Annotated in this window: 14 protein-coding genes; 5 read left to right on the plus strand and 9 right to left on the minus strand. The window is 64.0% G+C overall.

Annotated features, from left to right (window positions below):
* Positions 1-375 carry a translation initiation factor Sui1 gene (locus tag HOP58_RS17135; RefSeq protein ID WP_010626407.1) on the minus strand — a complete coding sequence of 125 codons (375 nt, stop codon included), beginning with the start codon at positions 373-375 and terminating at the stop codon, positions 1-3.
* Positions 376-503: 128 nt separating this feature from the next.
* Positions 504-1202, minus strand: coding sequence for an HAD-IA family hydrolase (locus HOP58_RS17140; protein WP_010626408.1), 699 nt, complete (start codon positions 1200-1202; stop codon positions 504-506).
* Positions 1203-1677: 475 nt separating this feature from the next.
* On the opposite strand from HOP58_RS17140, the gene HOP58_RS17145 reads away from it, so the two are divergent.
* On the plus strand, positions 1678-2079 hold the full coding sequence (locus tag HOP58_RS17145) for a hypothetical protein (protein ID WP_234255576.1): 402 nt from the start codon (positions 1678-1680) through the stop codon (positions 2077-2079).
* A 422-nt stretch (positions 2080-2501) separates the two neighbouring features.
* Positions 2502-2825 carry a hypothetical protein gene (locus HOP58_RS17150; protein WP_010626410.1) on the plus strand — a complete coding sequence of 108 codons (324 nt, stop codon included), beginning with the start codon at positions 2502-2504 and terminating at the stop codon, positions 2823-2825.
* 76 nt (positions 2826-2901) lie between these two features.
* Here HOP58_RS17150 and HOP58_RS17155 read toward each other — a convergent pair whose 3' ends face one another.
* The 6 genes from HOP58_RS17155 to HOP58_RS17180 form a co-directional block, all read right to left on the minus strand.
* Complete coding sequence (locus tag HOP58_RS17155) at positions 2902-4287, minus strand: SLC13 family permease (protein ID WP_010626411.1); 1386 nt, start codon at positions 4285-4287, stop codon at positions 2902-2904.
* 81 nt (positions 4288-4368) lie between these two features.
* Positions 4369-4944, minus strand: coding sequence for a hypothetical protein (locus HOP58_RS17160; protein WP_234260988.1), 576 nt, complete (start codon positions 4942-4944; stop codon positions 4369-4371).
* Between the two features lie 61 nt (positions 4945-5005).
* Positions 5006-5362, minus strand: a complete 357-nt coding sequence (locus tag HOP58_RS17165; RefSeq protein WP_234260989.1) for a hypothetical protein — start codon at positions 5360-5362, stop codon at positions 5006-5008.
* Positions 5363-5532: 170 nt separating this feature from the next.
* Positions 5533-6597, minus strand: coding sequence for a class II fructose-bisphosphate aldolase (gene fba / locus HOP58_RS17170; RefSeq protein WP_234260990.1), 1065 nt, complete (start codon positions 6595-6597; stop codon positions 5533-5535).
* Between the two features lie 76 nt (positions 6598-6673).
* A complete protein-coding gene (locus HOP58_RS17175; RefSeq protein WP_234260991.1) occupies positions 6674-7837 on the minus strand; it encodes a phosphoglycerate kinase in 1164 nt (387 codons plus the stop codon).
* Between the two features lie 42 nt (positions 7838-7879).
* Positions 7880-8920: a glyceraldehyde 3-phosphate dehydrogenase NAD-binding domain-containing protein gene (locus tag HOP58_RS17180; RefSeq protein ID WP_234260992.1), complete on the minus strand. Its 1041-nt coding sequence runs from the start codon at positions 8918-8920 to the stop codon at positions 7880-7882.
* A gap of 243 nt (positions 8921-9163) precedes the next feature.
* Between HOP58_RS17180 and HOP58_RS17185 the strand changes: the two genes are divergently transcribed.
* The 3 genes from HOP58_RS17185 (at position 9164) to HOP58_RS17195 (ending at position 11230) form a co-directional block, all read left to right on the plus strand.
* Positions 9164-9622: an Hsp20/alpha crystallin family protein gene (locus tag HOP58_RS17185; RefSeq protein ID WP_010626417.1), complete on the plus strand. Its 459-nt coding sequence runs from the start codon at positions 9164-9166 to the stop codon at positions 9620-9622.
* A 51-nt stretch (positions 9623-9673) separates the two neighbouring features.
* Positions 9674-10063, plus strand: a complete 390-nt coding sequence (locus HOP58_RS17190; RefSeq protein ID WP_010626418.1) for an Hsp20/alpha crystallin family protein — start codon at positions 9674-9676, stop codon at positions 10061-10063.
* Positions 10064-10177: 114 nt separating this feature from the next.
* Positions 10178-11230: a class I fructose-bisphosphate aldolase gene (locus HOP58_RS17195; RefSeq protein ID WP_234260993.1), complete on the plus strand. Its 1053-nt coding sequence runs from the start codon at positions 10178-10180 to the stop codon at positions 11228-11230.
* A 117-nt stretch (positions 11231-11347) separates the two neighbouring features.
* On the opposite strand, the gene tkt is transcribed toward HOP58_RS17195, so the two are convergent.
* Entirely contained in the window at positions 11348-13339 is a 1992-nt protein-coding gene (tkt, locus tag HOP58_RS17200; RefSeq protein WP_010626420.1) for a transketolase, read from the minus strand.
* Positions 13340-13651 lie beyond the last annotated feature (312 nt).

Genomic DNA, 13651 nt, shown 5'->3' on the forward strand with positions numbered 1-13651 from the left:
TCAGCCACCGGCAAGCTTGACGGTAAAGCCCTGGCGCTCGAGCTCGGCCTTCAACAGCTCGCGGTGATCGCCCTGGATCTCGATGATGCCGTCCTGTAGCGAGCCGCCGGTTCCGCAGCGCTTCTTGAGTGTCTTGGCCAGCGCCTTGAGCTCGTCGGCGGGCAGCGGAATACCGCTGATGGTGGTGACTCCCTTGCCCTTGCGACCGCTGGTTTCGCGGCGAATGCGAACGACACCGTCCAGCGCTGCGAGACGCTCCTGCTCGGCAAGCTCGCTGCAGCGACAGTCGGCCTGGGGCTGGCGACAGCCGGGGCACATGTCGCCGTGCTCGGTGGAGTAGACCAGGCCGCGCAGCTGGTCCTGCAGTGAGGCCATGAGAGCTCCTGACATTTTGGGCAGCATGGGTGGAGAGGCGATGATAACGTCCCTGGGAAGGATCTGCCTATGGTCAGGGTGGCAGGATACGCCCTGGCGGCGTCATGTCTCGCAGTGCCGTTGGCGGATCAGCGGGCGTAGGCGAGCTGCCGGCTTTCCAGTGCCCGGGTGTGGGCCAGATTCTCGATCACGGTAGGCAGCTGATACATGCTGCTGATCATGATGGCCCCTTCGGGGGTTTCCTCGGCATCGGGAAAGCGATTCAAGTGAACCACCGTCATGCCGGCATCGAGCGCGGCCTTGACGCCGACCAGGGCATCGTCGATGGCAATGCAGTCTTCGGCATCGAAGCCCATGGCCGCGGCGGCATGAAGATAGAGACGGGGGTCGGGTTTCCAGCAGTTGGCGCTATACGCGCTGAAGAGATGCGCGCCGAAAAAGTCGCCGAAGCCGATGGCATTCAAGGAGGTACGGATCTTGTTCTCGGGCCCGTTGGAGACCACGCCGCAGGGGTAGTCGATCAAGGCCATGAGAGCTTCGCGAGCCCCGGTGATGGCGGTGAGTTCGGTTTCGAGGCGCCGATTGAGATTGCTGCGCATCTCGGTTTCGGTCTCGGCTAGATGCAAAGGGTCGACGCTGCCGTAGCGCTCCTCGAGTGCCGCCACGATATTGCGGAAGCGGCTGCCACGAAATTCGCCGATGTAGTCGCTGGCCTGGAAGGGCAGCCCCAGCCGGGTCAGGCTGGTCGCCATCTCGGCGGCCAGCAGGGGTTCGCTGTCGACCAGCGTGCCATCACAATCGAAGAGCAGGCAAAAAGGGCGAATCATACCGAACTTCCTTCGCAGTCTTGTGACTGTCGAGCTTGGATACCTCTTGTATCGGCATGCAGGGCTTGAAATTTAGGCCGCCGCATGTTTGCGAACGCTGTTTCCTAAGTATTGCGCTAAAGCGCGCCATATTCAAGTCCCTGAGTAACATCGCGTCGCAGCCTGCAATGCGCCAGTTAGCGGGGCCTTTGCCTGCTGGGAGTGTGCCTGCCTAGAACAGACCCATGTGTCATAACGCACCATATCTGGGACACTTTTCAGCTGTCGTTCTGGTCTTCTTGAATTGATTTATCTTCTTGTATTTAAAGGTATTTTAACTTTTTTTGGCGCAGCTTGGCCCGATGCATGCAGCTTCCAGGGTGAGCAGGACATGCCGGTGGGACACAGCTAAACGAGCAACGCTAGCTCCCTGGTATGACGTGAAGCCTCGGCTTCGATAGGAAAACTCACGTTCAACTCCTTTGGAGGTGCGAACATGATGTCCAAGGAATTTCTCAAGAAACTCGGCATTGTCGGTATCACTGTTGGCCTGAGCGCCAGCCCGCTGGCCTTTGCTGATTTCCATGACGAAGAGGACGACCAGGGTGCAGTGCCGCAGGAGACCGTACCGGGTGAGGATGCCGGTGCAGGCGCTGGTGCAGGTGCTGACATGGGCACAGACATGGGCGCTGGTGAAGGCGAAGCTGGGGCCGGTGCTGGCACAGATGCAGGCGCTGGTGTCGGGGCCGGGGAAACTGGTGCAGATACCGGTGTAGGCGCCGGTGCCGAAGGCGACACTGGCTTCAACGGTGACGACGGCTTCGACGCCGATGATGAATGGGAAGAAGAGAACGAAGAGGAAGAATGGGAAGAGGATGATGACGACCAGGATTGGTAAGGCCTGATGCCCAGGGATGGGCAGTCGCTGTCAAGGAAGATGGCGACGTCATCTGAAGGTTGAAACATTCAACCTCCTCGGAACCGCCCCCGGCACTGCCGGGGGCGGTTTTGTTTATGTCCGATTATATCGCCGGGTGCAATGTTAATGAGGCGTTATTCTGAACTGTTCGTGAGCATAGGCTAAGTGGCCCTGACACGGTCATTTTGTGCCCATGTGCCATATTTCTCCACTGTCTCGGTTTCTTCACGATCCCATTGATGTGCTTGGCATAATTATAAGTTAATGTTTTTAATGTGCTTTTATTGATATTTGGCAGGTTGGCCTGCATCTCGCTTTATACAAAGGGCCGATCGGAATCACTGTCACAGGGGTTTCGAATCATTCAGGAAAGCAGTTCAAACTTCGCTGGAGGTACGAACATGATGTCCAAGGAATTCCTCAAGAAGCTCGGTATCGTCGGTATTACTTTTGGCCTGAGTGCCAGCCCGCTGGCCATGGCCGGTTTTGATGAAGAAGAGCAAGAGGGCCAGGATACCTTCCCTGAAGAGACCGCTCCGGAAACCAGCGGCCAGGCTCCCGTGATCGATGGCATTGAGTACGAGAACGAGGAGGAAGAGTGGGACGCTGACGAGTGGGAAGAGGAGAACGAAGAGGAAGAGTGGGAAACCGCTGATGACGAGTGGGAAACCGAAGATGAAGAGGAAGAGTGGGAAACCGATGAGGACGATGACCAGGATTGGTAATCGCCTGAGCGGGTAGTTCCCCTCTTGTCGCCCCCGGCCAAGGCCGGGGGCGACTCGTTTCTGCCGCAAAAACGGCTCAGATCCAGCCGAGCCACTCCCACCAGAGATAGTTCAGCGGCCACAGCAACAGCACGCTGAGCAGGGCCGTGATCAGGCACAGCCTGGCGGTCTCGCGCAGGGAGATGCGTGCCGCCAGGATGCCGACGATCAAGGGCGGCGCCTGATAGGGCAGCAGCACCGTGGAGAACCCCACCACTTGAGTCATGTAGACGGCTTCGGGCGTCCAGCCGGTGATGGTGGCGAGCCCCGGTGCCATGGGGGTCAGGATGGCGGGGATACCCGGTAGCGTGACCAGCGTGCCAAGTACCATGGCAAGCCCCGAGAGCATGCCGAAGGCAGCGGCATCGGTGGCCTCGCGCAGCGGCAGCACCGAGAGCAGGCTGCCTGCCACTCGCTCCCCCAGGCCGCTGTGGAAGGCCAAGGCACCGAGGCTGACGATGCCGGCGACGTAGAGAAACGAGTCGAAGCTGATCGACTGCAGGGGGTTGGCGCCCATCAGGCGGCTGCCGGGAAACAAGCAGACCAGTGCCACCAGCATGCCGATCCAGGCCGGGGAGATACCGTGCCAGGCATCGCTCATCCACAGCAGCACTGCCACCGAGAGCAGCGCTGCCAGGCCGAGTTCGGGGCGTGAGAGACGGGGCCTCTCGGTAACCGAGTCGCTGTGCCTGGGCGCGTGTGCCGGGTAGAGCCACAGCATCACCGCGATCAGCAGCAGCGTCTTGAGCAGTCCCAGCACCGGGAAGTGCAGCAGCAGGTACTCGCTGTAGTTGGGCGGCGTGCCCAGTACCGCCTCGGCGGCACCCATCAGCACGTTGTTGGGCACGTTGGCGGGCAGGATGGCGTAGGTGGGCAGGAAGGTGCCCATCATGCCGCCGAGAATCAGCCCGGTGCGGCCCTTGTCGCCGGGTTCGTAGCCCAGATGGTCGGCCAGGGTGGTAAGTATCGGCACCATCAGCAGGATGCGCCCCATGCCGGATGGCATGAAGAAGGCCATCGCCAGACCCAGCAGAATCACCCCGATCAGCGCGCGCCGATAGGAACCCTCCAGCCAGGGGCCGACGCCCCGGGCAAGCGTATTGCCGAGCCCCGTGTACTGAATCGCCGCCCCGATGATCAGCCCGGAGAACACCAGCCAGGTCGCCGCCGAGCCGAAGCCGGCGAAGACGATGTCCGCCGAGGCCACCCCGGCCACGGTACACAGAGTGAAGAACACCAGCGCCGTCAGCCACTGCGGCAGCCAGCCGGTCGCCCACAGCCCGATGCACAGCCCGATCACCGCGCCGGCTCTCACCAGCAGCGGCAGCTCGGGGCTCAGCAGCAGAAAAAGGGTCACCGCGACCGTGGCGAAGAGGGAGATCCACTGGCGCGGGGTAGGCAAGGACTTGGCGGCGGCAGGCATGCGGACTCCGGTCTCGGACAAGACCGGAGAGTTTAGCAGGCGAAGTAATGAGCGGTCATGTTCGCCGGCCTGTCTGTGGGGTCAGGGGCTACTTGGCTCCACCGGGTCGGCCTGCTCCGGTCCTTCGTCCTCGATGATCTCGCCGCCGGGAGCGATCAGGTACCAGCGGCCACCCATGTGATCCATGCCCTGGCCGAGTGCATCGCTGGGGTAGACGTCACGGGCGAAGAAATAGAGTGGCCAGCCGTCGTAGGTGACCTGCCGCGTGCCGTCGTCACGTTCGATCGTACCCAGGCGCTCGGCATCGACATGCTCGCCGGCGGCGGGCGCTTCCTCGGTGGTGTAGGGCGGCCAGGCAATAGCACAGGTCTCGTAGCAGGTGGAGTACTCGCCGCCTTGCTCATCCTGCTCGAACATGTAGAGGCTCTTGCCGTTCTGGTTAGTCAGGTAGCGGCCGAAGGGCTCCTGCTCGCCGACTTCCACCCTGGCCTGATCGATGGGGTTGGGTCTTGCATCGAGCTGCTGTTCCGATTCCTCCGGATGCATGCCTTCTACCTGGGACGGGTCGTCGGTGTCGGCGCTCTCCGGTGCTGCGAGCGCCGAGGTGGTGACGAGCATTGCGGCCAGGATGCCTCCGGTCAGCGTGCGTGACTTCATGTCGACCTCTCCTTGGCAACTGCCTCTTAACTGTAGGTAGGCCCTGGGCCGCCATGCAAGGTCAGCGTCGCTTGGCGAGCCGCCGCGAATTGGCACTGCTGCGGCGGTGGTAAGGCGCCATGGTGCGTCGACCGGTGTGCCACCAGGGATTGCTCTGGCCAAAGGCCATCTGCAGCATGGCTTTCTGTATCTCGAAACCGGTCTCCAGGCCGGCCTCGAGCTTTTCGGTCACCATGCGCTGATTCTCTCTGAGCATGCGGGCGCTGGTGGGAGACTGGGTCTGCCACAGTCCATGGCGCATGGTGATGGTGGAGAGTGACGTCGACCAGAGTTCGAATGCCATGATGCCAAGCTTCCATACGTCCATCATGGCGGCGGGGTTGAGCGGAACCAGCGAATAGGGCGTCATCGTCTTCATACCAGGCCTCCTTGTGCGGGGTAACTCTCGCGACTATGCGCCCGAACATTGTTGCGCTGCAATAACCTGGGTTGTGCGGTAGGCAAAGCGGCCACGCGAGGGAATGTCAGCGAGGGCGAATGAAAAAGGCGGCCCACCGGGGCCGCCTGTCGTTGTCGAATGCTGCGGGATCACTTCACCTTCGGGTCCAGCTCGCCGCGGGCGTAGCGCTCGTACATCGCTTCGAGGCTGATCGGCTTGATGCGGCTGGCATTGCCGGCGGTGCCGAAGGCCTCGTAGCGGGCGATGCAGATGTCGCGCATGGCCGTGACGGTCTCCTTGAGATACTTGCGCGGGTCGAACTCGCCCGGGTGCTTGGCCAGGAAGCGACGCACCGCGCCGGTGGATGCCAGACGCAGGTCGGTGTCGATGTTGACCTTGCGCACGCCGTACTTGATGCCTTCGACGATCTCCTCGACCGGCACGCCGTAGGTCTCGGGGATCTCGCCGCCGAACTCGTTGATCACGGCGAGCCACTCCTGGGGCACCGAGGAAGAGCCATGCATCACCAGATGAGTATCCGGAATGCGGGCGTGGATCTCCTTGATGCGCTGGATCGACAAGGTGTCGCCGGTGGGCGGCTTGGTGAACTTGTAGGCACCGTGACTGGTGCCGATGGCGATGGCCAGGGCATCGACCTGGGTCGCCTTGACGAACGCGGCGGCCTCTTCCGGGTCGGTCAGCAGCTGGTCGTGGGAGAGCACGCCCTCGGCGCCGATGCCGTCCTCTTCGCCGGCCATGCCGGTCTCCAGGCTGCCCAGACAGCCCAGCTCGCCCTCCACCGAGACGCCGCAGGCGTGGGCCATCTCGACGGTGCGACGGGTGACGTCGACGTTGTAGTCGTAATCCATCGGGGTCTTGCCGTCCTCGCCCAGCGAGCCGTCCATCATCACCGAGGAGAAGCCGAGCTGGATCGAGCGCTGACACACCGCCGGCGAGGTGCCGTGGTCCTGGTGCATCACCACCGGGATGTGGGGGAACTCTTCCACCGCGGCCAGGATGAGATGGCGAAGGAAGGGCGCGCCAGCGTACTTGCGCGCACCGGCAGAGGCCTGGACGATCACCGGGGAGTCGGTGGTGTCGGCCGCTTCCATGATGGCGCGCATCTGCTCGAGGTTGTTGACGTTGAATGCCGGAATGCCGTAGCCGCGCTCGGCGGCGTGGTCCAGCATCTGACGCATGCTGATCAGTGCCATGATCTCACCTGTTCTGTTTCGATCTGTCTGGGGACTAGGGCTGCCGCCCGGCATGGCCGGACGGCGGCGGGTCGGGTCAGTGTGCAGCGTCTTCCAGCGCCTTCACCGCCGGCAGCACCTTGCCCTCGACGTACTCGAGGAAAGCGCCACCGCCGGTGGAGATGTAGGAGACCTGCTGCGCAATGTCGTACTTGTCGATGGCGGCCAGGGTGTCGCCGCCGCCGGCGATGGAGAAGCCGTTGCTCTCGGCGATGGCGTGCGACAGCGCCTCGGTGCCCTTGCCGAACTGGTCGATCTCGAACACGCCTACCGGGCCGTTCCACAGGATGGTGCCGGCGTCCTTGAGCAGGCCGGCCAGTCGGCCCGCGGTGTCGGGGCCGATGTCGAGGATCATCTCGTCGTCGCTTACCTGATCGACCGGCTTGACCACGGCTTCGGCCGATTCGGAGAACTCGGTGGCCACCACCACATCGGTGGGCAGCGGGATCTCGACTTTGGCCATCAGGGCCTTGGCCTGGGCGACCAGGTCGGCTTCATACAGCGACTTGCCCACGTTGTGGCCGGCCGCGGCGATGAAGGTGTTGGCGATGCCGCCGCCGACGATGAGCTGGTCGCACTTGGCGGAGAGGGCGTTGAGCACCTCGAGCTTGGTCGAGACCTTGGAGCCGCCTACGATGGCGACCATGGGGCGCTTGGGCGTGGCCAGCGCCTTTTCCAGGGCATCGAGCTCCGCGGCCAGCAGCGGTCCGGCGCAGGCCTGCGGGGCGAAGCGTGCCACGCCGTGCGTGGAGGCCTGGGCGCGGTGGGCGGTGCCGAAGGCGTCCATCACGTAGATGTCGCACAGGGCGGCATACTGCTGGGCGAGAGTCTCGTCGTCCTTCTTCTCGCCGACGTTGAAGCGTACGTTCTCGAGCAACACCACTTCGCCTTCGGCCAGATCCTGGGCGGTGTCGAGATAGTCCTCGACCAGCCGCACCGGGCGTCCGAGCAGTTCGCCGAGGCGCTCGGCCACCGGCGCCAGCGAGAACTCCGCGGCCGGTTCGCCTTCGGTGGGGCGCCCCAGGTGGCTCATCAGCATGACCTTGGCGCCGGCTTCCGCGGCTGCCTTGATGGTCGGCAGGCTGGCCCGCAGACGGGCGTCGCTGGTCACCTTGCCGTGCTTGACGGGTACGTTCAGGTCCTCGCGGATCAGTACTCGCTTACCTTGCAATGCCAGGTCGGTCATCTTGAGCACGTTCATCGGGCGTCTTCCTTTCCTTGATTGAGGGAAACCGAAGCCGGGTCAGCGGCTCGCCGCGGGTAGCACCGCCAGGCGCTGGGCGACGTCGAGCATGCGGTTGGCGAAGCCCCACTCGTTGTCGAACCAGCACAGCAGCTTGATCAGGCGTTTGCCCGCCACCCGGGTTTGAGTGGCGTCAACGATACCCGAGCGGGGGTCGTGGTTGAAGTCGATCGAGGCCATGGGCTCCTCGGTGTAGCCGAGCAGGCCGGCCAGGGGGCCGTCGCTGGCCTCGCGCAGCAGGGCGTTGACCTCGGCGGCGGTGGTGTCGCGGCGTACGCAGAGCGACAGGTCCATGGCCGAGACGTTGATCGTCGGCACGCGCATGTGCAGACATTCGAAGCGTCCGGCCAGGTGCGGCATCAGGCGGTTGATGCCGCGGGCCAGGCTGGTGTCGACGGGCACGATGGAGTGCATCGCCGAGCGCGTCAGGCGCAGGTCGGTCTGGTGGTAGGCGTCGATCACCGGCTGGTCGTTCATCGCCGAGTGCACGGTGGTGGTAACGCCGTGCTCGATGCCCAGCGCCCGGTCGAGTACCGTGAGCACCGGCACCAGGCAGTTGGTGGTGCACGATGCGGCCGAGACGATGCGGTGCTCGGCGGCCAGTTCGCCGTCGTTGATACCGCAGACGATGGTGGCGTCGACGTCGCTCTCGGCGGGCTGGGAGAACAGCAGCCGTCCGGCCCCGGCGGCAAGATGCGCCTCGGCGGTGGCGCGATCCTTGAAGCTGCCGGAGCACTCCAGTACCAGGTCGATGCCGAGTTCTGCCCAGGGCAGGCGGCTTGGCTCCGGCTCGGTGAGAATCGTGATGGACGAGCCGTCGACGATCATGCGATCCCCGGCGGTCGTCACCTGCCCCGGGAAGCGACCGTGGGTGGTGTCGTAGCGGGTCAGGTAGGCGATGGTGTCCAGGTCGGAGAGCTCGTTGATCGCTATCACTTCCAGCGCCTGGGCGCCGGAGCGGTTCAACTGCCGCTCCAGCAGTGCGCGCAGCACACACTGACCGATACGACCGTAACCGTTGATGGCGATACGCTGGGCCATGGGGCGGGAAACTCGCTCTTGCCGACGGAAAGCGGCGATTCTAGCGCATCTGGGCTTTTTTTTCCCCTTGTCGTCCGCGCTCCCGTCGTTGGCCCCACCTGGGCAGGTCAGGCCTGTTGCAGCTCTTGAAAAAACGCGCCGAGACCCTATTGAAACGATACGGCACAGCAGGTTTCGGCCTCATGTGTCGTGCTCGGATGACCTTACCTGTCAACGATCTGCCAAGCGTAGGAGGTGTTCGATATGTTCGGAGATCTCAAGCGTTTCGATAATGGCATCGGCTCGGGCCTCGACTGGTTCCGCCCGTGGCTCGATGAGATCTTCCAGGAGGGTGCCGCGGACATCCGCTCGGTGCCCCGCGGCAGCTTCCCGATGATCAACGTCGGACGCACCGACGATGCCGTTCGCGTGTACGTGCTCGCCGCCGGCCTGGCCCGGGAGGATCTCGACATCAGCGTGCAGGATAACGTGCTGACCCTGCGCGGGCGGCGCGATGCCCTGCCGGGAGAGAAAGCGGGCGATCGCAAGCGGCCTTGCTTCCGTCGTGAGCGCTTCGACGGCGAATTCGTGCGCTCCATCAGCCTGCCCGACGGCATCGACGTGGAGCGTGCCGAGGCGCGCTGTCATGACGGGGTGTTCGAGATCCATCTGCCCAAGCGAGAGGAGCTCAAGCCGCGTCGCATCGATGTCCAGGCGGCATGAGTCGCTTCGATGTCACGATTGCGTCAAGTCAGTGCATTGGAGGTGATGAACATGAATGAAGTCACTCGTCATGAGGCGCAGGCCAGTGTGCCGGCGCGCGAGCGGCGTAGCCGGGCAATGCGGCCACCCGTGGATATCTATGAGGAGAACGATGCGCTGTTCGTGGTTGCCGACATGCCAGGGGTCACTCCCGAGGGGCTGAACGTGGAGGTCGATGGCAATCTGCTCAGCATCGAAGGCGAGATTCGCATCGACATGCCCGAGGGCCTGTCGGCCACTTATGCCGAAGCTCAGGCGCAGCGCTACGAGCGGCGCTTCACGCTCAGCCACGAGATCGATACCGCTGCCATTGAGGCGCGCCTGGAAAACGGCGTGCTCCATCTGCGATTGCCGAGGAAGGAGAGGCACAGGAGCCGACGCATAGAGATACAGGCTGCATGATGCGAAGCGCCCTTTCCTTGTGAAAGGGCGCTTCCGTTTGCAAGCAGGGGCAACGCTCGGTACGGTTTTCACTACGCTGGGAATAGCGATTCACGACACCATGGAGAGGAAGACATGACCGACATTACCCAACTGCTGGGTGACGACGCCGAATACCTGCTGGATCACCGTTGCCGTGGCTTTCCCCGCGAACAGTTGCACTTGCCGGGGCCGGATTTCGTCAGCCGGGTCGTCGCCGACAGCGACCGCAGCCCGGCGGTGATGCGCAGCCTGCAGGCGATGTTCGGCCACGGTCGCCTGGCCGGCACCGGCTACCTCAGCCTGCTGCCGGTGGACCAGGGCATCGAGCACTCGGCGGGCGCCTCGTTCGCCCCCAACCCGCGCTACTTCGACCCGGCCAACATCGTCGAGCTGGCCATCGAGGGCGGCTGCAACGGTGTGGCCTCCACCCTGGGCGTGCTCTCGTCGGTGGCGCGGCGCTACGCCCATCGTATTCCGATGATGCTCAAGCTCAACCACAACGAGACGCTGAGCTACCCGGCGATGTACGACCAGACCCTGTTCGCCGAAGTGGAGCAGGCCCACGACATGGGCTGCGTGGCGGTAGGGGCGACCATCTATTTCGGCTCCCCCGAGAGCCGTCGCCAGATCATGGAGATCAGTGAGGCCTTCGAGCGTGCTCACCAGCTGGGCATGGCCACGGTGCTGTGGGCCTACCTGCGCAACCCTGGCTTCAAGCACGAGGGCAAGGACTACCACGTGGCGGCGGATCTCACCGGCCAGGCCAACCACCTGGCGGCGACCCTCAAGGCCGACATCGTCAAGCAGAAGCTGCCCGAGACCAACGGCGGTTATCAGGACATCGGCTTCGGCCACACTCACGCCAAGGTCTACAGCGAGCTGACCTCGGAGCACCCCATCGACCTGGCTCGCTATCAGGTGGCCTGCTGCTACATGGGCCGTGCCGGGCTGATCAACTCCGGCGGCGGCTCCAAGGGCCACTCAGACCTGGGCGAGGCGGTGCGCACTGCGGTGATCAACAAGCGCGCCGGCGGCATGGGCCTGATCTCCGGACGCAAGGCGTTCCAGAAGCCCATGAGCGAGGGGGGCGAGCTGCTGCACGCCATTCAGGACGTCTATCTCGACCAGAGCGTGACGGTGGCCTGAGTACCCTCAAGCAAGCACTCTCAGGCAAACAGCCAAAGCAAAAAGGGCATGACCGCCGGTCATGCCCTTTCTTCATGCTATTAGCGACATGCTACTAGCTACCGCTAGGGCAAGCCCTCAGCCCAGCAGTTCCTTGGCCTGATTCACCACGTTCTCCTTGGTGAAGCCGAAGTGCTTGAACAGATCATCCGCCGGGGCGGACTCGCCGTAGGTGGTCATGCCGATCACGCGGCCGTCGAGGCCCACATACTTGTACCAGTAGTCGGCGTGGCCGGCCTCGATGGCGATGCGCTTGGTCACCGCACGCGGCAGCACCTTCTCGCGGTACTCGGCGTCCTGGCCGTCGAAGCGGTAGGCCGAGGGCATGGAGACCACACGCACAGCGCGGCCCTGGCCCTCCAGCTCGGCGGCGGCCGCCATGGCCAGCGCCACTTCGGAGCCGGTGGCGATCAGGATCAGCTCGGGGGCGCCCTGACTCTCTTTCAGCACATAAGCGCCGCGCTGGATCTCGGCCAGCTGCTGCTTGCTGCGCTCCTGGTGCGGCAGGTTCTGGCGCGACAGCACCAGCGCGGTGGGACCGGAGTTGCGCTTGATCGCGGCGTCCCAGGCGGCGGCAGTCTCCACCGCGTCGCAGGGGCGCCAGGTGCTCAGATTGGGCGTGCTGCGCAGGCTGGTCAGCTGCTCGATCGGCTGGTGGGTGGGGCCATCCTCGCCCAGGCCGATGGAGTCGTGGGTGAAGACGTAGATGGCGCGCTTGCCCATCAGCGCCGCCATGCGCACCGAGTTGCGCATGTACTCCATGAAGATCAGGAAGGTAGCGCCGTAGGGGATGAAGCCACCGTGCAACACGATGCCGTTCATGATCGCGCCCATGCCGAACTCGCGTACACCGTAGTGCAGGTAGTTGCCGCCCGGGTTCTCGCGGGAGATCGGCTTGGCGCCGCTCCAGAAGGTCAGATTGGAAGGCGCCAGGTCGGCGCTGCCGCCGAGCAGTTCGGGCAGTTGCGGGCCGAGCTCGTTGAGGCACAACAGCGAGGCCTTGCGCGTGGCGATGGTCTCGCCCTTCTGCTGCATCTTCTCGATGAAGGCTTCGCTGGTGATCTCCGTCGGCAGCTTGCACTGGTTGCGACGGCTGAACTCCTTGGCCAGCTCGGGGTGCTCGTCACGGTAGCGGGCGAAGCGGGTCTGCCAGTCTTCCTGCTGCGACTTGCCGCGCTCGCGGGCGTCCCAGCCCTGGTAGACGGGCTCGGGAATGTGGAACGGCGCGTGGGGCCAGTCGAGCTGCTTGCGCGCGGCGGCCACTTCCTCGTCGCCCAGCGGAGCGCCGTGGCACTCCTCCTTGCCTTGCTTGTTGGGCGCGCCGAAGCCGATCACCGTCTTGCAGATGATCAGGCTCGGCTTCTCCTCGTGGCTGCGGGCCAGTTCGATGGCGGCCTTGATTTCTTCGGGATTGTGACCGTCGACGTTGGGCACCACGTGCCAGCCGTAGGCCTCGAAGCGCTTGGCGGTGTCGTCGGTGAACCAGCCCTCGACCTCGCCATCGATGGAGATGCCGTTGTCATCGTAGAACACCGTGAGCTTGCCCAGGCCCAGGGTGCCGGCCAGCGAGCAGACCTCGTGGGAGATGCCTTCCATCATGCAGCCGTCACCGGCGAAACAGTAGGTCTGGTGGTCGACGATGGTGTGGCCGGGGCGGTTGAACTGTGCCGCCAGGGTCTTCTCGGCGATGGCCATGCCCACGGCATTGGCCAGGCCCTGGCCCAGCGGGCCGGTGGTGGTCTCCACGCCCGGGGCGTAGCCGAACTCGGGGTGGCCGGCGGTCTTGGAGTGCAGCTGGCGGAAGTTGCGCAGCTGCTCGAGCTCCAGATCGTAGCCGGTCAGGTGCAGCAGGGAGTAGAGCAGCATCGAGCCGTGACCGTTGGAGAGCACGAAGCGGTCGCGGTCGGGCCATTTCGGGTCGTCGGGGTTGTGCTTGAGGTAGTCGTTCCACAGCACTTCGGCGATGTCGGCCATGCCCATGGGCGCGCCGGGATGGCCGGATTTCGCCTTCTGGACGGCATCCATGGACAGGGCGCGAATGGCATTGGCCAGTTCGAAACGGGATGGCATTTGGGTAAGCTCCTCGCCTGCGGCAGAATGGGGCAAGTCAACGGCGGCCTGCCGGGCCTGCCGATAGCGTTCTGGCTGGGCGCCGCAGGAAGGCACGGCGCAGTCGAATTCGGCCGCCTATTGTCGCCGACTTGCCGCCGGTCATCAAATGACGGGTGCCAGCCCGGGTGGCAGCATGTAAACTCGGGTGCTCACAGCGCTGCAGGCTCGCCAGGCAGGAAGCCAGGCATCATGCAGCATGAGGTGTCGTCACCCTGCTTCGACGCACCGCCGCGCCTTGCCGATACTAGCGCTTGCCATACTAAAGCTTAT

Origin of the sequence: Halomonas sp. MCCC 1A11062 (assembly GCF_021404355.1) — a bacterium.
GTDB lineage: Bacteria > Pseudomonadota > Gammaproteobacteria > Pseudomonadales > Halomonadaceae > Halomonas > Halomonas aerodenitrificans.